Source organism: Pseudomonas sp. GW821-FHT10B02 (assembly GCF_059415665.1).
This window is the reverse complement of sequence record NZ_JBWKNR010000002.1, coordinates 296975-313252: the sequence shown is the minus strand read 5'-3', so window position 1 is coordinate 313252 and position 16278 is coordinate 296975. Positions and strand designations below refer to the sequence as shown.

The 16278-nt window shown below is 61.2% G+C and carries 15 protein-coding genes and 1 pseudogene; 2 read left to right on the top strand and 14 right to left on the bottom strand.

Going from position 1 to position 16278, the window contains the following annotated elements:
* The first annotated feature begins 70 nt into the window (after positions 1-70).
* Complete coding sequence (locus AC07OF_RS04405) at positions 71-403, top strand: hypothetical protein (RefSeq protein ID WP_038614081.1); 333 nt, start codon at positions 71-73, stop codon at positions 401-403.
* Positions 404-474: 71 nt separating this feature from the next.
* On the opposite strand, the gene AC07OF_RS04400 is transcribed toward AC07OF_RS04405, so the two are convergent.
* The 8 genes from AC07OF_RS04400 to AC07OF_RS04365 all read right to left on the bottom strand — a co-directional run bounded on the left by AC07OF_RS04400 (position 475) and on the right by AC07OF_RS04365 (position 8936).
* Positions 475-804 (bottom strand): PA3694 family proteiin, encoded by a 330-nt coding sequence (locus AC07OF_RS04400; protein ID WP_157193775.1) that lies wholly within the window; start codon positions 802-804, stop codon positions 475-477.
* Positions 801-1724 carry an alpha/beta hydrolase gene (locus AC07OF_RS04395; protein WP_157193777.1) on the bottom strand — a complete coding sequence of 308 codons (924 nt, stop codon included), beginning with the start codon at positions 1722-1724 and terminating at the stop codon, positions 801-803. The genes AC07OF_RS04400 and AC07OF_RS04395 overlap by 4 nt, the downstream gene beginning before the upstream one ends.
* Entirely contained in the window at positions 1696-2973 is a 1278-nt protein-coding gene (locus tag AC07OF_RS04390; RefSeq protein WP_038614088.1) for a flavohemoglobin expression-modulating QEGLA motif protein, read from the bottom strand. The genes AC07OF_RS04395 and AC07OF_RS04390 overlap by 29 nt, the downstream gene beginning before the upstream one ends.
* Before the next feature lie 24 nt (positions 2974-2997).
* Positions 2998-3543, bottom strand: a complete 546-nt coding sequence (locus tag AC07OF_RS04385; protein WP_157193779.1) for a hypothetical protein — start codon at positions 3541-3543, stop codon at positions 2998-3000.
* Positions 3544-3570: 27 nt separating this feature from the next.
* Entirely contained in the window at positions 3571-4275 is a 705-nt protein-coding gene (locus AC07OF_RS04380; RefSeq protein WP_157193781.1) for a TetR/AcrR family transcriptional regulator, read from the bottom strand.
* A 101-nt stretch (positions 4276-4376) separates the two neighbouring features.
* Positions 4377-5879, bottom strand: coding sequence for a lysine--tRNA ligase (lysS, locus tag AC07OF_RS04375; protein ID WP_495072598.1), 1503 nt, complete (start codon positions 5877-5879; stop codon positions 4377-4379).
* A gap of 71 nt (positions 5880-5950) precedes the next feature.
* Positions 5951-7046, bottom strand: a protein-coding gene (gene prfB / locus AC07OF_RS04370) for a peptide chain release factor 2 (RefSeq protein ID WP_157193783.1) whose coding sequence is annotated in 2 segments (ribosomal slippage) — positions 5951-6973 and positions 6975-7046 — 1095 coding nt in all. Because the reading frame shifts where the segments join, the coding sequence is not laid out codon by codon here.
* 357 nt (positions 7047-7403) lie between these two features.
* Complete coding sequence (locus tag AC07OF_RS04365; RefSeq protein ID WP_157193785.1) at positions 7404-8936, bottom strand: hypothetical protein; 1533 nt, start codon at positions 8934-8936, stop codon at positions 7404-7406.
* A 203-nt stretch (positions 8937-9139) separates the two neighbouring features.
* Between AC07OF_RS04365 and AC07OF_RS04360 the strand changes: the two are divergent.
* Positions 9140-9409: pseudogene (locus AC07OF_RS04360) on the top strand (IS5/IS1182 family transposase); the annotation flags it as partial.
* 58 nt (positions 9410-9467) lie between these two features.
* Here AC07OF_RS04360 and AC07OF_RS04355 read toward each other — a convergent pair.
* The 6 genes from AC07OF_RS04355 to AC07OF_RS04330 are packed head-to-tail and all read right to left on the bottom strand — an operon-like array spanning position 9468 to position 16276.
* Positions 9468-10472: a diguanylate cyclase gene (locus AC07OF_RS04355; protein ID WP_495072597.1), complete on the bottom strand. Its 1005-nt coding sequence runs from the start codon at positions 10470-10472 to the stop codon at positions 9468-9470.
* A 51-nt stretch (positions 10473-10523) separates the two neighbouring features.
* Positions 10524-11537: a chemotaxis response regulator protein-glutamate methylesterase gene (locus AC07OF_RS04350; protein ID WP_476445924.1), complete on the bottom strand. Its 1014-nt coding sequence runs from the start codon at positions 11535-11537 to the stop codon at positions 10524-10526.
* The gene (locus AC07OF_RS04345) at positions 11534-13819 is read right to left on the bottom strand and encodes a hybrid sensor histidine kinase/response regulator (RefSeq protein ID WP_157193791.1); all 2286 of its coding nucleotides are present in this window, start codon (positions 13817-13819) and stop codon (positions 11534-11536) included. Before AC07OF_RS04345 ends, AC07OF_RS04350 begins: the two co-directional genes overlap by 4 nt.
* Positions 13816-14478, bottom strand: coding sequence for a chemotaxis protein CheW (locus tag AC07OF_RS04340; protein ID WP_157193793.1), 663 nt, complete (start codon positions 14476-14478; stop codon positions 13816-13818). Before AC07OF_RS04340 ends, AC07OF_RS04345 begins: the two co-directional genes overlap by 4 nt.
* The gene (locus AC07OF_RS04335; RefSeq protein WP_476445926.1) at positions 14475-15743 is read right to left on the bottom strand and encodes a CheR family methyltransferase; all 1269 of its coding nucleotides are present in this window, start codon (positions 15741-15743) and stop codon (positions 14475-14477) included. Before AC07OF_RS04335 ends, AC07OF_RS04340 begins: the two co-directional genes overlap by 4 nt.
* The gene (locus AC07OF_RS04330) at positions 15740-16276 is read right to left on the bottom strand and encodes a chemotaxis protein CheW (RefSeq protein WP_157193796.1); all 537 of its coding nucleotides are present in this window, start codon (positions 16274-16276) and stop codon (positions 15740-15742) included. The genes AC07OF_RS04335 and AC07OF_RS04330 overlap by 4 nt, the downstream gene beginning before the upstream one ends.
* Positions 16277-16278: the final 2 nt, after the last annotated feature.

Below are 16278 nucleotides of genomic sequence, written 5' to 3'. Positions count from 1 at the left end.
TTTCAAGGCAGACCAAAGGCGGCGCAGAAGCTACGCTGAAATCAGAGCCCTGAGGATTGATGAGGTGATCATGAAAATTCGTGAACTTGCCCGGCACTGGGAACAGAACGCCAAAGGCCGCCTCAGCCCCACCGGCCATGTTCTGCATCTGGATGTGGAGTCGGCGGCGCGTCTGGCCGCCCTGGCTGAAATGTACCCCAAGCGCCGCCCCGAAGAGCTGCTCGGCGAGCTGCTGGGGGCAGCCCTTGAAGAACTGGAAGCGAGCTTTCCCTATATCCAGGGCCAGCACGTGATCGCCACTGATGAAGAGGGCGATCCGCTCTATGAGGATATTGGCCCGACTCCGCGTTTCCTGGCCCTGTCACGTCGCTATCTGCAGGACATGAGCAAATCGAGCCATTGACGGCCATCGCGGGGCAAGCCCGCTCCCACAGGTGATCACCCGGTGGGAGCGGGCTTGCCCCCGCGATGCTGTTACTCCTGAACCTGCTGCGGCGTTTCCTGGCCCAGGCAGCGCACCGCCTGCTTCTTGTTGTCCACCAGCACCCCGGTAAGCCCTTTCTGCGACATATCGAACAGCACCAGCACGCCATCAACGCACTGGGCCACCTGGTTGGCCGGCTTCAGCGAGATCTTGTAATCCTCCCCCGGCACCGTCTTGAGCATGGTGAAATCGGATAACAGCAGCGCATCTTCAGGTTTGGCGAAATGCAGATAGCCGTAATACCAGAGGGCGCCCACCGTACCGATGATGCTGCAGACACCGGTGATGATCAGGGGAATTGCGTTGCGTTCTTCACTCATTGTGACGTCTCGTCAGGGTAATTGGGGACTTCGGCCAGACGCCGCAGCCCATTGAAATGTTCCGGGTCATCGAGAAAGCGCAGCATCACCTGGCGCCAGGTGTGGTCGGCAAAGGTCTGCACATGACCGCCGCGGGTTAGTTGCAGCACGCGTGGCGGCGGGGCCGCCTGGTACAGCTGGATGCCGTTGACCAAAGGCACGATCGGGTCGTCGATGCTGTGGAAAAACAGCTTCGGTGATGCCTTGAGCCGGGCAATCGAATGGATCGCGCTGTCGCCATCGGGCACCAGCCACGACAACGGCACCTGGAATGGCCAGGTCAGCCATGAATTGCTCAGGGCAAAACGCCCGACCTGACGGTAACTGGCCGGTACGCCATCGAACACCAGGGCCTTGAAGCGCTGGCCCTGCTCAGGGTGCTGGGCCAGGTAATGAATGGCCATGGCGCCACCCAGGCTCTGCCCCAGCAGCACTTGCGGCTTGCCCTGCACCTCCGGCGCCTGATCCAGCCACGCCAGTGCCGCGGCAATGTCCTGGTAAACCTCCGGCAACGCCGGCTTGCCCTGGGACAGTCCATAGCCGCGGTAGTCCAGCAACAGCACCTGATAGCCCTGCTCCGGCAGCCACCAGCTGCCACCCAGATGCCAGGCCAGGTTGCCGCCGTTGCCATGCAGGTGCAGCACCGTGCCCTTGACCTCGACGCCAGCCTTGGCCGGTAACCACCAGCCGTGCAGGCGTGTACCGTCCGCTGCGGTGAGCGTCAGGTCGCGGTACTCAAGCTTGGCTTTCTCGGGGGTGAACGGCTGGCCAGGCTCGGGGTAGAACAGCAGTGAACTGCAACCGCCCAGACTCAGCAACACCAGCAGCAGGCCGAAAAACCCGCGCCCTGCTTCAGAGAATGTTCGAATAATCGGCTTCAATCCGGTCCAGGCTCAGGTGGTTGAGGAAGTTGGAGAAACACATCCAGGCCGACAGCGCGTTGAGGTCGCGAAACTGCTCCGGCAGGTATTTGGGTGGTTCCACCAGGCCTTCATCGACCAGTTGGCGCAAGGTGCGCATGTCCTCAAGGGTGGTCTTGCCGCAGAACAGCAAGGGGATCTGTTCGAGCTTGCCCTTGCGCACGGCCAACTGAATATAGTTGTAAACCATGATGAAGCCCTTGAGGTAGGACAAGTCCTTGGTAAATGGCAAGCCATTGGGTACCGAACCACGGAACACCCGACTGGCGTTGCCATAACTCTCGGGCATGCCGAAGCCCTGGGCGCGGAAGAACTCATAGACCTGCATGAAGTCGGCGCCCTCCTCGACCATGTGAATGGCCCGGGTGCGGTTGGTCAGCTTGCGCAGGCGACTCGGGTAAGAGGCGAATGCGATAACCTCCATGAGGATCGCCAGGCCTTCCTGGGTCACCGTCGACGAGGGCGGGCCCTTGGCCAGAAAGGTGCAGATCGGCTGGTTCAGGCCGTTGAGGGTAGTGCCCACATGCACCAGCCCCTCATGCACCTCCAGCGCGCGCACATCGCGGCTGTTGAACATGGCGTCGGCGCGGATCTTGATGTAGTCGGCCCCGGCCGCGGCATCGGCGACAATGCCATCGGACTCGAACACCCGGATGGTGTCCTCGGCCTCATTGAACACTTTGTTCAGACGGCCCTGGAGCATCTCCACGGCCTGTTTGGCGGTGAGGTTCTTCGGTTCGTCCTTGAGGTCGCCACGGCCGTCGATGTTGTTCAGGTAGTCGGAAAGCATCAGGCCGAGGTCGGCCAGGGTCGGATCACCGGCATGGAAGGCATCGGACGCCGCGCCATACAGTTCCTGGGAGATCAGACCGAAATCTTCGGTGCCGCGCGCTTCGAGCATGCGCACCACCATGCGGTACTCCTTGCACATGCGCCGCATGATCTGCCCGACCGGGTTGAACTGGCCCAGCTGGCGGGTGATGTCGCGCTCGATGTTCTGGAACTCGAGCTTCACCGCACCGGAGTCGAACGACAACGGCCGCCCCTGGTAATAGGCGCGATCGACTGCCGGCGGCTCTTTGCCTTTGGCCTTGAGAAAACCCTGGCGGATGCTGTCGTCCCACTTCACCGCGTCGAGCACGCGAATGGGCGTTTGCGCCAGGACAATGCGATCAGACAGGGCTCGTATCGTCTGCTGGTACTCGTCCACCCTACACTCCTTGAATTGACTCTATTACTTGCCAGCCCGCTGGAACCGCGCCACTTCGATGAACAGGTCGGAGTTGGCCGGGTCGTCCAGGTAAGCCAGGACGCGCTCGGCCGGACTGTCGATCAGCACGCCTTCGCCATGGTCCTGCGACACTTCATAGGTGCGCCCGCTGAGCTCTTTCTTGTCTACGGCCTGGCTGACCTGTTCGACGTCGAGGTTGTAGACCACCAGTTCCTTGCGATCGATGATTTCGAAGCCACCGATCAGGAAATTCCCACCCAGACGCTTGGGCACACCAGCCGAAAGGTACCAGCGGTTGCCGTGCCGGGACACCGTGAACACATACTCATCACGCTTCTTGTCCTTGCCGGTGGCCACCGCCTTGTAGGCGTCGCCACCGCTGCGGCTGATCTGCAGGGTCAGTGGTTCGCCCCAGGCGTCCTTGCTGGTCCATTTGCCCAGCAGGGCCTTGGGCGCCGCCGCATTGGCCGGCATCGGTTCATTGAAGGTCACCAGACAACCGCCAAGCAGCAAAAACGACAGCGCCAACAGCAGACTTCTGGCTTTCATCGGGTTCTCCTTGAATAGGGTCGCGGCTCACACGGCGGCCAGTACCAGATGCAGGTACCGGGTAAGGATAGCGAGCATCTGCGCTTGCGCATCGGCGCGTGAGCCGTCGAGCAGGCCCTGATATTCCATCTGCTCGATAATCGCCGTCAACACCAGCGCATCCTGCTGTGGCTGACGCGAGCCCACGACCTGCAACATCTGGCCGGCGCCGCGCAGCAGAATCTGCTCGTGCAGCTTGACCAGTTCGGCCAGACGCGGGCACAGCAACGCCTCCTGGCGAAAGGCCTGCTCGGCCATCAGGAAGTCGCGACGGTTGTGCAACTGGCGCTGCACATAGTCGGCCATCATTTTCGCCACTTCATCGGCCAGACGTGCCCGGCACTGCGGGCTGTGGTCGCCCTGCGCGAGCAACTGGCGCAGCAGCACCTCGGTGTGCTCCCACAATTTGGCCATGTAGGCCGCACTGCGTTCCACATACTGGGCGAAGGTATCGGTGAGCAGGTCTTCGATGTCTTTGAAATAGTAGGTGGTCGCCGACAGCGGCACCCCGGCCTCGGCCGCCACCGCGCGGTGACGCACGCCACGCACCCCCTCGCGAACGACAATGCGCATGGCCGCGTCGAGAATGTCCTGGCGGCGCTGCTCGCTGCCCTGGCGGCTGGCCTTGCGGCCCTGGTACTGAACGCTTTCGGCGACTGTCGTGGCAACGCCAGCGGCACCTTGTTGAGCCATTGCAGGAGTCACTGCTGACCTACCCCCATGAAGTGGATTCGAAAGAATAATTTTCTACAGGCATGAAAAAGCCGCCCCGGAAGGCGGCTTGTTCAGAACACTCAGGCCTGTGGACGCATGTGCGGGAACAGGATCACATCGCGAATCGATGGCGAGTTGGTCAGCAGCATCACCAGGCGGTCGATACCGATACCTTCACCGGCGGTTGGCGGCATGCCGTATTCCAGGGCGCGGACGAAGTCGGCGTCGTAGTGCATGGCTTCGTCGTCGCCAGCGTCCTTGTCTGCCACCTGGGCCATGAAACGCTCGGCCTGGTCTTCCGCGTCATTGAGCTCGGAGTAGGCGTTGGCGATTTCGCGGCCACCGATGAACAGCTCGAAGCGGTCGGTGACGTTCGGGTTCTCGTCGTTGCGACGGGCCAGCGGCGAAACTTCGAACGGGTACTGGGTAATGAAGTGCGGCTGCTCCAGCTTGTGCTCGACCAGCTCTTCGAAAATCATCACCTGCAGCTTGCCCAGGCCTTCGAAGCCAAGAACCTTGGCGCCGGCTTTCCTGGCGATAGCGCGGGCCTTGTCGATGTCGTTCAGGTCGTCGGCGGTCAACTCAGGGTTGTACTTGAGGATCGAGTCGAACACCGACAGGCGTACGAACGGCTCGCCGAAGTGGAACACCTTGTCGCCGTACGGCACGTCGGTGCTGCCCAGGACCAGCTGCGCCAGTTCACGGAACAGCTCTTCGGTGAGGTCCATGTTGTCTTCGTAGTCAGCGTAGGCCTGGTAGAACTCGAGCATGGTGAACTCGGGGTTGTGCCGGGTCGAAACGCCTTCGTTACGGAAGTTGCGGTTGATCTCGAAGACTTTCTCAAAGCCACCAACCACCAGACGCTTGAGGTACAGCTCCGGCGCGATACGCAGGAACATGGCCATGTCCAGGGCATTGTGGTGGGTTTCGAACGGCTTGGCTGCGGCACCACCGGGGATGGTCTGCAGCATCGGCGTTTCCACTTCGAGGAAGTCGCGCTTGATCAGGAAGTTGCGGATATGGTTGATGACCTGCGAACGCACGCGGAAGGTATCGCGCACTTCTTCGTTGACCATCAGGTCGACGTAACGCTGGCGATAGCGCTGCTCGGTGTCGGTCAGGCCGTGGTGTTTGTCGGGCAGCGGGCGCAGCGACTTGGTCAGCAGGCGCACGTTGGTCATCTCGACGTACAGGTCGCCCTTGCCGGAACGCGCCAGGGTACCTTCGGCGGCGATGATGTCGCCCAGGTCCCAGGTTTTCACCGCAGCCAGGGTTTCTTCCGGCAGGGTCTTGCGGTTGACATAGACCTGGATGCGTCCGGTCATGTCCTGGATCACCATGAACGAGCCACGGTTGAGCATGATGCGGCCGGCAACCTTGACCGGAATCGCTGCAGCTTCCAGCTCTTCCTTGGTCTTGTCGACATACTGTTTCTGCAGGTCGTTGCAGTAGCTGTCACGGCGGAAGTCGTTGGGGAAGGCATTACCCTTGGCACGCTCGGCGGCAAGCTTTTCCTTGCGCAGGGCGATCAGGGTGTTTTCTTCCTGTTGCAGGTCTTGCGGGTCGAGTTTGAGGTCGCTCATGTCGTTACATTTTCCATCAGGGGTTCATTGCCCCCGCCCGCAGGCGAGGGTCTTGTAGCGGATCGGGAAACTTACAGCCCCTGCTTGAGGCTGGCTTCCAGGTATTCGTCGATATCGCCGTCGAGCACCTTGTCGCAGTCGCTGCGCTCGATGTTGGTGCGCAGGTCCTTGATCCGCGAGGCGTCGAGCACGTACGAACGGATCTGGTGACCCCAGCCGATGTCCGACTTGCTGTCTTCCAGGGCCTGGGACGCCGCGTTGCGCTTCTGCATTTCCAGCTCGTACAACTTGGCCCGCAGCATTTTCATCGCGGTGTCTTTGTTGGCGTGCTGGGAGCGTTCGTTCTGGCAACTGACCACGGTGTTGGTCGGTACGTGGGTGATACGCACGGCCGAGTCGGTGGTGTTTACGTGCTGACCACCGGCGCCCGAGGAGCGGTAGGTGTCGATACGCAGGTCCGACGGGTTGATCTCGATTTCCACTTTGTCATCGATCTCAGGGGACACGAACACCGCCGAGAACGAGGTGTGGCGACGGGCGCCGGAGTCAAACGGGCTCTTGCGCACCAGGCGGTGCACGCCGATCTCGGTGCGCAGCCAGCCAAAGGCGTACTCGCCCTTGATGTGCACGGTGGCGCCTTTGATGCCGGCGACTTCACCTTCGGACAGTTCCATGATGGTGGCGTCGAAGCCACGCTTGGCGGCCCAGCGCAGGTACATGCGCAGGAGGATGTTGGCCCAGTCCTGGGCTTCGGTGCCGCCGGAACCGGCCTGGATGTCCAGGTAGGCGTTGTTCATGTCCATCTCGCCGCTGAACATGCGACGGAACTCGAGCTTGGCCAGGGATTCTTCCAGGCCTTCGAGCATCTCGACGACATCGTTGACGGCGCTTTCGTCGCCCTCTTCAACGGCCATGTCGAGCAGCTCGCGCGAGTCGGTCAGACCGCTGGACATCTCGTCCAGGGTCTCGACGATCTGTGCCAGCGCCGAGCGCTCGCGGCCCAGTTCCTGGGCGTATTCGGGCTTGTTCCAGACGTTCGGGTCTTCGAGTTCGCGGTTGACTTCGATCAGGCGCTCATGCTTTTGATCGTAGTCAAAGATACCCCCGAATGGACTCGGAGCGCTCGGTCAGGTCCTTGATGGTGTTCAGGATCGGTTGGATTTCCATGGGCGGGCAGCTCTCGTGCGTAATCGGTAGAAAAGCCGGGGAGTATAACCGAGTCTGCGGCGCGGGTCCCAGCCCCACCTGTCATATCGCTACGCCTCGGTGCGCGCCTAGAGGGACGGGCGCTGACCTGACCGTAAGTATCGGCCTGCCCCTAATCGTGCGCCGTCGTCCCGCTGGGCCGACGTCGTTTGAATCGGCCTTGCTGGAAATAGCCACCCCCAATGCAAAACGGCATTGCAAGCCATGGCCCGCAATGCCGTTTTGCATGTATTACTCGGTCTCGACAAAGGTGATCTGTTTCATCAATGTCCTCAACGGGATGAAACCAGGCATTTTGCCAAAATCAGGAAGCCCTCTTCAGGAAGTCCTTAAGACCACAAAAGTCCAGATCGGAGACTTCAGCGGGTTGCTACCCGTCGTTCTGACCTCTATCTCTTGCATGCCAACCGACAGCGATGACATGTGTAGGTTCCAGACTCCGTGTTGGTCGGTCTGTACGCTCGCCACCTTTACTCTAAAATTGTAAATGTGCAGTTGCGTGTCCGGGGCGCCCCGCCCTTGAAGACTTACCTGGGTGTAGTAAGTGGTGCCCTTGTCAGGAAGATCAGCGCCCGTGTTTTCAGATATATGGTGAATCATCGGCCTACCCTCCGCCAAGACCTCAAAAGTCCAGGTCAGAGACTCCAACTTCTCGCCATACGACGCTTTGGCTTTCATCACGTGCATACCAACCGGCAGCCCTTTTAGCGAAGTGCTCCATCTCCCGTCGCTGTTGGTAGTTACGTTCGTCGCCTCACCTCCATTCCTAAGGAGCCGCACCGTCTGGTTCGGACGGGCCTTTCCATACAGTGTGATCTCGGTGCTGAAGGTCGCTCTTTGGTCATAAATCGGCTGGTTCGAAGCATCCCGAATTTCAGAAATCGTCGGCGTACCCTCCGCTACAACCTCAATAGTCACGGTCCGAGACATTAGCTGTTTGCCATACAACGCTTTGGCCTTCATCGCGTATATGCCGACCGACACCTCCAGCGTTTTGCTCCAGCGTCCGTCCCCGTCGGCCTTTACGGTCCCGCAATCATCTCCACCCTTGAGGAGCTGCACCTGCTGGTTCGGGGCGGCCAATCCCTCCAGGGTGATAGTGGTTTCGAGGGTTGAAAGATAAAGATAATTGCCCGAAAGATCCTTAACCGTTCGAATGACAGGCACCGTCCCGTCTACGGTAATCCTCCAGGTCGCAGACTCCGGCTGTTCGCCATACAACGCTTTGGCTTTCATCGCATACGGGCCGACCGGCACCTCCAGCGATTTGAACCAGCGCCCGTCTCCGTCGACGGCTACGGTCGTCCATTCAGCGCCATTCTTGATGAGTTGCAGCTGCTGGTTCGGGCTGGCCTGTCCCGACAGTATGATCCGGTCGTCTAAGGTGCTGCCCTGGTCAGGAATCGGTACGCCCGAAATGCCCGTAACCTCTTCAATGACCGGTGCCACCTCCGCTTCGACCTCGCCAATACGCAACATCAACGGATCGGAATAGCTGACCCCTCCCGCAGCCCGTTCTACCCGGTACGAAGCGACGACCACGGCGTCCCGGTTATCGGTCACCAGTTTCTTGCTGATGGTCAGCTCGAACCGATCCAGGCCAAGGTTGGCACTGGTGATTGTGATCGAGTCTTCCAGCGAGGCGCCATCCTTGCCCCTCCAACTGAAGTGCAGGATGTCGTCCACGGCGATACGCGCATACGACTGCACAACCAGCTTGGTGCCTGCCGCAGGCACCTTCTCGGGGTCGAGCACACCGTCTTCCGCGTAAGTCACGCTTGGCACAGGCAACTCGGCGCCCTGAGGGCTGGATGAGGCGACTCCGCTTTTTAGCTGATCCTTGTCCGACATTGTGCAGCTCCTTACTGTGTGGTGGCTCAGTACGGAGCATTGAACACCTCGCTGATCCAGTCCGCTACTAGCAGAATTATCAGGTACGCCCGAACAAAAAGGCGACAGGGTATAGCGGAAATAGCCACACCCCAATGCCGTTTTGCCTGTACTTTCACGATCACCTAGGCTCGGTACGAAATCCTGTGAAACCCGACCGAAGCGCCGGTGCACTACGCCGCTACTGCGATCGATATCGCGTGCGGTCTGTCATCCCGTAGCGCTCAATGAAGCGCAAACCCAAACCCGATTTGCCCAGGCTGTTCGAGCGACCAAAATACCGGCAGTGCAACATCATTAAGCGCATGTTTGGCCGGCTGAAGGAGAACTGTCGAATCGTGACACGCGTCGATAAACTTGCGAAAAATTACGCTGCCATGGTCTCGCTGGCTTGCGCTATGCGGTGTCTGCGACGTCTCTTTTCGTACAGAACCCAGACCCACAGAGATCCAAGCCCATCATTTCCCGCCTTTCAGCTGGATCGTAATCCAGTCACGCCACGCCGACCTGATTACGGCCATTATTTTTGGCCAGGTACAGGCCTTTGTCCGCTGCCGAGATCAGCTGCCGGCAATGACTGCCGATGCCCGGTGTGAGAGTGGCCAGGCCAATGCTCACAGTCAGCCAGGAGTTGGCGACCGGCAAATCGTGGGCGATGTTCATCGCAACCACGCTCTGGCGCAGCTTCTCCGCCACCAGGCGCGCCCCGCCCGGCGAGGTGTTGGGGAGCACCAGAGCGAACTCTTCGCCGCCATAACGGGCAGGCAGGTCACTGGGGCGGGCACAGGAGCCACGAATGCTTTCGGCGACCTTGCGCAACGCCTCGTCGCCGGCCAGATGTCCGAAGGTATCGTTGAATGCCTTAAAGTAGTCAACATCGATCATCAGCAGCGATAGCTGGGCCTGCTCACGCATCGCCCGACGCCATTCCAGTTCCAGATACTCATCGAAATGACGGCGGTTCGACAGCCCGGTCAGGCCGTCGGAGTTCATCAGGCGTTGCAACACCAGATTGGTGTCGAGCAGCTGCTGCTGACTGACGCGCAGGGCACGGTAGGCCTCATCGCGTTGCAGCAGGGTCAGGTAGGAGCGCGAGTGGTACCGAATACGTGCTACCAGCTCGATGGTGTCCGGCAGCTTGACCAGGTAATCGTTGGCGCCCGCTGCAAAGGCCGCGCTCTTGACCAGCGGGTCTTCCTTGGTCGACAGGACGATGATCGGAATGTCCCGGGTTGCCGGGTTGTTACGGTATTCGCGCACCAGCGTCAAACCATCGAGGCCGGGCATGATCAGGTCTTGCAGGATCACCGTCGGCTTGATCCGCACCGCCTGGGCCACAGCCTGGTGCGGGTCGGCACAGAAGTGGAAGTCGATGTTCTCTTCATGAGCCAGGCCACGGCGCACCGCTTCACCGATCATGGCTTGATCGTCGACCAACAGGACCATTGCCGAGTTTTCATTGGTGGTCGGGAAACCGTCGAGCGGTAAATCATTCATGCGCTGTCACCTGGTCACTGCCGACTGGCCGGCGTGGCACAATACATATCGTCATTTTGGAAATATTTCCATTAATCGCGCAGCGATCCGTTCCAGCGGGCGAATCTCCATCGCCGCGTCGATCGCGACTGCGGCCTTGGGCATGCCATAGACGGCGCTGCTGTGTTGGTCCTGAGCAATGGTCAGGAAGTTCTGCTGGCGCATCAGCTTCAGGCCCTGGGCGCCATCGCGCCCCATGCCGGTCAGCAGCACGCCAACCGCGTCACCTCGCCAGAAGCGGGCCACGCTTTCAAAAAACACGTCGATCGAAGGCCGGTAGATCTCGTTTACCGGCTCGGCGGTGTAGGCCAGGGTGCCGTTCTTGAGCAGGCGGATGTGGTGGTTGGTGCCTGCCAGCAACACCTGCCCGGGCTGCGGCGCCTCGCCTTCACAGGCCAGGCGCACCGGCAAACCCGAAGCACTGCTCAGCCATTCGGCCATACCCGCAGCGAATACCTGGTCAACGTGCTGAACCAGCACGATGGCGGCGGGAAACGCCTGCGGCAAGCCCTTGAGCAAGACCTCCAGGGCTGCCGGGCCGCCCGCCGACGAACCGATGGCCACCAGCCCCTGACGTTGCGCCACCTCACGCAGAGGCGCAGCCATTGGCTGCGGCCTGTTGCTGCGCTGCTGGCCGATCAACCAGCCGATATTGAGGATCTTGCGCAGCAGCGGTGCAGCCGCTTCCTTGGGATCGCCTGCGCCCAGGGCCGGGGTATCGACCACATCCAGCGCGCCATGGCCCATGGCTTCGAACACCCGGTGGACATTCTGCTGGCGGTCCACGGTGACAATCACGATGGCGCAGGGTGTCTCGGCCATGATCCGCCGGGTCGCCTCGACGCCATCCATGACCGGCATGATCAGATCCATCAGGATCAGGTCCGGCGTCTGTTCGGCGCACAGCTTCACCGCCTCCGCGCCATTGCTGGCAACCCAGACCACCTGGTGCATAGGCTCGAACGCCAACGCCCGGCGCAACGCCTCCACGGCCATGGGCATATCGTTGACGATAGCGATCTTCATCCCTGGGCTCCCCCGATCAACTCAACCACGGCATCAAGCAAGGCGTCATCGTGGAAACTGGCCTTGGCCAAATAGTAGTCGGCTCCAGCGTCCAGTCCACGGCGGCGATCTTCTTCCCGGTCCTTGTAGGAGACCACCATCACCGGCAACGTCTGCAGACGGCTGTCACGACGCAACAAGGTGACCAGCTCGATGCCATCCATTCGCGGCATGTCGATGTCGGTGATCAGCAGGTCGAAATCCTCGCTACGCAAGGCGTTCCAACCGTCCATGCCATCGACTGCGACCGCCACCTCATAGCCACGGTTGCTCAGCAGCTTGCGCTGCAACTCGCGTACGGTCAGCGAGTCATCGACCACCAGGATGCGCTTGCGCGTCGCCTCGCGGGTAGTACGCTGACCACGCTCGATTCGCTCAAGGCGACCGGTGCTCAAGAGCTTATCGACCGACCGCAACAAGTCTTCAACGTCGATGATCAGCACAACGCTGCCATCATCAAGCAGGGCACCCGACGAAATATCCTGAATCTTGCCCAGCCGCGCGTCGAGCGGCATTACCACCAGTACCCGCTCACCGACCAGACGCTCGACCGCTACGCCGTAGAGCATCTCGCGCTCGCGGATGACTACCACTTTGATTGATTGTCCGTCGGTCTGGCTCGGCGGGCGATTGAGCAATTGACTGGCTGCGACCAGGCCGATGTGCCGGCCTTCATGCCAGAAATGCTGGCGTCCCTCAATCTGCACGATGGCTTCGGTCGGCAGCTCCAGGGTCCGTTCTATGTGCGCCAGGGGGAAGGCATAAGCCTCGGCAGCGACCTCCACCACCAGGCTGCGCACCACCGACAGGGTCAGCGGCACTTCCAGGTGAAAACTGCTGCCCTGGCCACTGGTCTGGCTCAACACGATCGAGCCGCGCAGCTGACGGACCATATGCTGCACAGCGTCCAGACCAACGCCACGCCCGGAAACCTCGGTGACCTGGTCGCGCAGGCTGAAGCCTGGCAGGAACAGGAAGGTCAGCAGCTCCGCTTCGCTCATCTGCGCCACGGTTTCGGCCGGCGACAGCTGGCGCTCGATAATGCTCTGGCGCAAGCGCTGCAGATCCACGCCAGCACCGTCATCGCTAAGCTCAAGCACCAGCAGGCCAGCCTGATGCGATGCGCGCAAGCGGATATGCCCTTCCTGCGACTTGCCGGCCAGCAACCGTCGCTCAGGCAGCTCGATGCCGTGGTCGACAGCATTACGCAGCAAGTGGGTCAGCGGTGCTTCCAGTTTTTCCAGGACATCGCGATCTACCTGGGTCTTTTCGCCTTCGATCTCCAGGCGTACCTGTTTGCCCAGCGAGCGCCCCAGATCGCGGACCATCCGGCTTTGCCCGGTGAGCACATCGGCAAAGGGCCGCATGCGGCAGGCCAGGGCGGTGTCATAAAGCAATTGCGCGCGCTGACTGGCCTGCCAGCCGAACTCATCGAGGTCGGCGGCCTGTTGCAGCAGAAGCTGCTGGGTTTGTCCCAGCAGTTGCTGGGCCTGAGCCAGCGCTTCCTGAACTTCTGCGCTCTGGCCACTGGCTTGCAGCTGGTTTTTCAGGCCATCAAGGGCACGAACGCTTTGGCTGTGCATGCGCTTGAGACGCTGCAAGGTGGCCAGATACGGCTTGAAACGCTGGGTTTCGACCAGCGCCTTGCTCGACAGGTCGAGCAGGCTGTTCAAGCGTTCGGCGGTGACCCGCAGGATCCGCTCGCCACCTTCAGCGGCGCGCTTGCCCTTGCGCGGGACAGGGGCCTCGGGTTCGGCGTCGGCCAGTACCGGCTCGATCACCGCTTCAGCCATCACCGGCTCAGGCTCAACCCTTGGCATCGGCACAGGGGGCGCATTAATCGTCGGCGTAGATGCCGGGTCCAGCAGTCCCGCCATCTGCACGAGAAAAGCCTGCACCGCAGGTTCAATGGCCGCATCGCCTGGGGTGGCGATACGCATCAGCAGGTCAGTGCCTTGCAGCAAGGCATCGATATGCTCCGCCCGCAGCAGCAACCGGCCTTCCTGGGCACCGACCAGGCAATCTTCCATGACATGGGCAACGCTGACCCCGGCATCGACGCCAACAATCCGCGCTGCGCCCTTGAGCGAATGAGCCGCGCGCATGCAGGCTTCCAGTTGATCGGCCTGGGTCGGATTGCGCTCCAGTGCCAGCAGGCCGGCACTGAGCACCTGGGTCTGGGCCTCGGCCTCCAGGCTGAACAGTTCGAGCAACGAAGCATCGCGCATTTGCTCTGGGGTCATGAAAGGCTCCGGTTCACAGCAGACAGCACTTGTTCTTCATCCAGCACCCGTACACTGCGCCCACGCCACTGCAGCACTGCGGCGGTAAAGCGCGTTTCACCCTGGTCATGCACCAGGCGCTCGGGGTCCAGGCCGTGAATACCATCCACTTCATCCACCCGCACCACCACCGAACCACCGGTGGCAGCAATGATCAGCATGCGCGGCATGACCCGCGCCGATGTGCTGGCTGTGCCGAGTACGTCCAGATCCAGCAGGTCGGCCAGTGACAGACAGGGCACCAGTGCGCCACGCACGTTGGCAACGCCTTGTAGTGCCCGCGAGCGCTGATGAGGCAACGAATGTACCGGTTGCAACGGCGCGACCTCGACCAGGCAACGGGTCGCCAGCGCCAGCCACTCCTCCCCCAGACGGAACAGCAGCATCGAACGACCGCCGCCCTCTTCCTGCACCTGCGCCTGCTCATGAGCATCCTGGGACAGCGAGTAACGGTCCAGCAGGCGAGTTGCAGCGCTGGCATAGACAGCGCAATTGCGACAGTGGATATGTTCGACCAGCAACGGACAGCTTTTATCACCGCGCACACCGATCCGGTTCCAGCAGTCATCAATGCTGGCGGCATCCGCAGCAACCACTTGCACCTGTTGCTCTCCCCTCATTGTTCAGACTCCCGGTCAGCCCGCCGTGCCGCGCGCTCCTGCAGGCGACGGGCGCCAGCGATATCACCCTGGGACGCCAGCAGGGCCGCCAGGTGCGCCAAGGCTTCAGCATGCTGCGGATCGAGATACAGCGCCTTGCGGTAATGGCTGAGCGCTTCGCCGGTGTCGCCCGCGATATCACTGAGCAAGCCCAGCCAGTAGAACACCTGGGCATGCGGCGGATAATGCTGCAGATAACGCGCACACGCCGCCTGGGCTTCAGCGCTGCTACCGGCATTGGCCAAGCGGGCAATCTGCGCCAGCAATTCAGCATTGCTGTCTGATACCGTGGGCCCGACCGGTGTTGGCGCGGCAATGATATTGAACTTGCGCGGTGGCGCCGCCACTGGCGATGGGCGCGATAAAGTGCCGGGGGCGACAGAGAGTGGCGCCATTGTCAGCGGTTTGCTGTTGAGCACAGGTTCGCTTTCAGCCTGGCGCACATAGGCAAAGGACTGAGCGATACCCAACGGGCGCATGCCCATCCGCGCCAGCAGACTGCCCTCGGCCGGGCCGATGAACAGTACACCCTGCTCATGGATCAGGCGCTTGAGCACTTCGAACACCCGTTGCTGGGTTGGCAGATCGAAATAGATCAGCAGATTGCGGCAGAACACAAAGTCATAACTGCCCGCCTGGGCCTTCAATGCCGGATCAAGCACATTCCCCACCTGCAACTTGACCTGCTGGCGCACACGCTCATGAACGAGGTGGCCGTCGTCACCTTCGTCAAAATGCCGCTGGCGAAACTCGAGGTGCGAGCCGCGAAAGGAATTGCGCCCATACAGCCCCTGCTCGGCCCGGTTGATCGACAAGGGGCTGATGTCCATGCCATCGACCCGGAACGAGTTCCCGGCAATGCCGGCGTCAAGCAAGGTCATGGCGATGGAATAAGGCTCTTCACCGGTGGAGCACGGCAGGCTGAGGATACGCAGCGGCCGCGCCCCGGCCAGCTCGGCCAGGCGTTTGCTGGCAAGGCCCGCCAGCGCCGTGAACGATTCTGGATATCGAAAGAACCAGGTCTCCGGAACAATCACCGCTTCGATAAGCGCCTGTTGCTCCGCTGTCGATTGCTGCAAGCGCAACCAGTAGTCATCCAGGTCGTAGGCACCCAGTGCGGAGCAACGCTGGCGTAATGCACGCTCGACCATCGGCGCGCCGACCGAGGCGACGTCCAGACCGATGCGCTCCTGCAAGAAACGGAAAAAACGCTGTTGGTTGCTCATTGCGGCTCCTGACGCTCACTTGCCTGTTGCTCAGGCAAGGGGTACAGCAGCGCCCGTACGGTGTCGCTGAGCAGGTCCTGCACACTGATGCGTTGCACCAGCCCATGGGCATCCTCGCGTACTGGCCCAAGGTAAGGTGCCTGCTGATTGTCCAGGCCGTAGGGCTGAAACTCATCGGGCAGGCAACGCAAGGTGTCGGTGGCCTGTTCAAGGATCAAACCCAGCAACAGTCCTGGCCGTAGCGGTTCAACCCGGTAGTGCACCAGCACCAGACGGGTGCTGGTGCGCACCGGTGCCGGCAGGCCGAAACTCAAGGCGCCGACGTCGATCACCGGCACCAGCGCACCGCGATGCGCCAGCACTCCGGCCACCCAGTCCGGAGTCTGCGCGATAGGTTTGAGCGGCAGGCGCGGCAACACTTCGACGACCTCATGGGCGTCGAGAGCAAAGCGCTGCTCACCGATTCTGAACAACAGGTGCAAGGTCCCGTGAGAGATTGCGTCCTGGCTGCTGCGGGGCTGAAGGTCGCTCATCG

What these genes read in the sequence shown, in the direction of transcription:
- AC07OF_RS04355 (WP_495072597.1), bottom strand. Translation starts at nt 10,472, where the DNA reads ATGAATGATTTACCGCTCGACGGTTTCCCGACCACCAATGAAAACTCG.
- AC07OF_RS04340 (WP_157193793.1), bottom strand. Translation starts at nt 14,478, where the DNA reads ATGAGGGGAGAGCAACAGGTGCAAGTGGTTGCTGCGGATGCCGCCAGC.
- AC07OF_RS04405 (WP_038614081.1), top strand. Translation starts at nt 71, where the DNA reads ATGAAAATTCGTGAACTTGCCCGGCACTGGGAACAGAACGCCAAAGGC.
- lysS (WP_495072598.1), bottom strand. Translation starts at nt 5,879, where the DNA reads ATGAGCGACCTCAAACTCGACCCGCAAGACCTGCAACAGGAAGAAAAC.
- AC07OF_RS04400 (WP_157193775.1), bottom strand. Translation starts at nt 804, where the DNA reads ATGAGTGAAGAACGCAACGCAATTCCCCTGATCATCACCGGTGTCTGC.
- AC07OF_RS04385 (WP_157193779.1), bottom strand. Translation starts at nt 3,543, where the DNA reads ATGAAAGCCAGAAGTCTGCTGTTGGCGCTGTCGTTTTTGCTGCTTGGC.
- AC07OF_RS04335 (WP_476445926.1), bottom strand. Translation starts at nt 15,743, where the DNA reads ATGAGCAACCAACAGCGTTTTTTCCGTTTCTTGCAGGAGCGCATCGGT.
- AC07OF_RS04330 (WP_157193796.1), bottom strand. Translation starts at nt 16,276, where the DNA reads ATGAGCGACCTTCAGCCCCGCAGCAGCCAGGACGCAATCTCTCACGGG.
- AC07OF_RS04365 (WP_157193785.1), bottom strand. Translation starts at nt 8,936, where the DNA reads ATGTCGGACAAGGATCAGCTAAAAAGCGGAGTCGCCTCATCCAGCCCT.
- AC07OF_RS04350 (WP_476445924.1), bottom strand. Translation starts at nt 11,537, where the DNA reads ATGAAGATCGCTATCGTCAACGATATGCCCATGGCCGTGGAGGCGTTG.
- AC07OF_RS04380 (WP_157193781.1), bottom strand. Translation starts at nt 4,275, where the DNA reads ATGGCTCAACAAGGTGCCGCTGGCGTTGCCACGACAGTCGCCGAAAGC.
- AC07OF_RS04345 (WP_157193791.1), bottom strand. Translation starts at nt 13,819, where the DNA reads ATGACCCCAGAGCAAATGCGCGATGCTTCGTTGCTCGAACTGTTCAGC.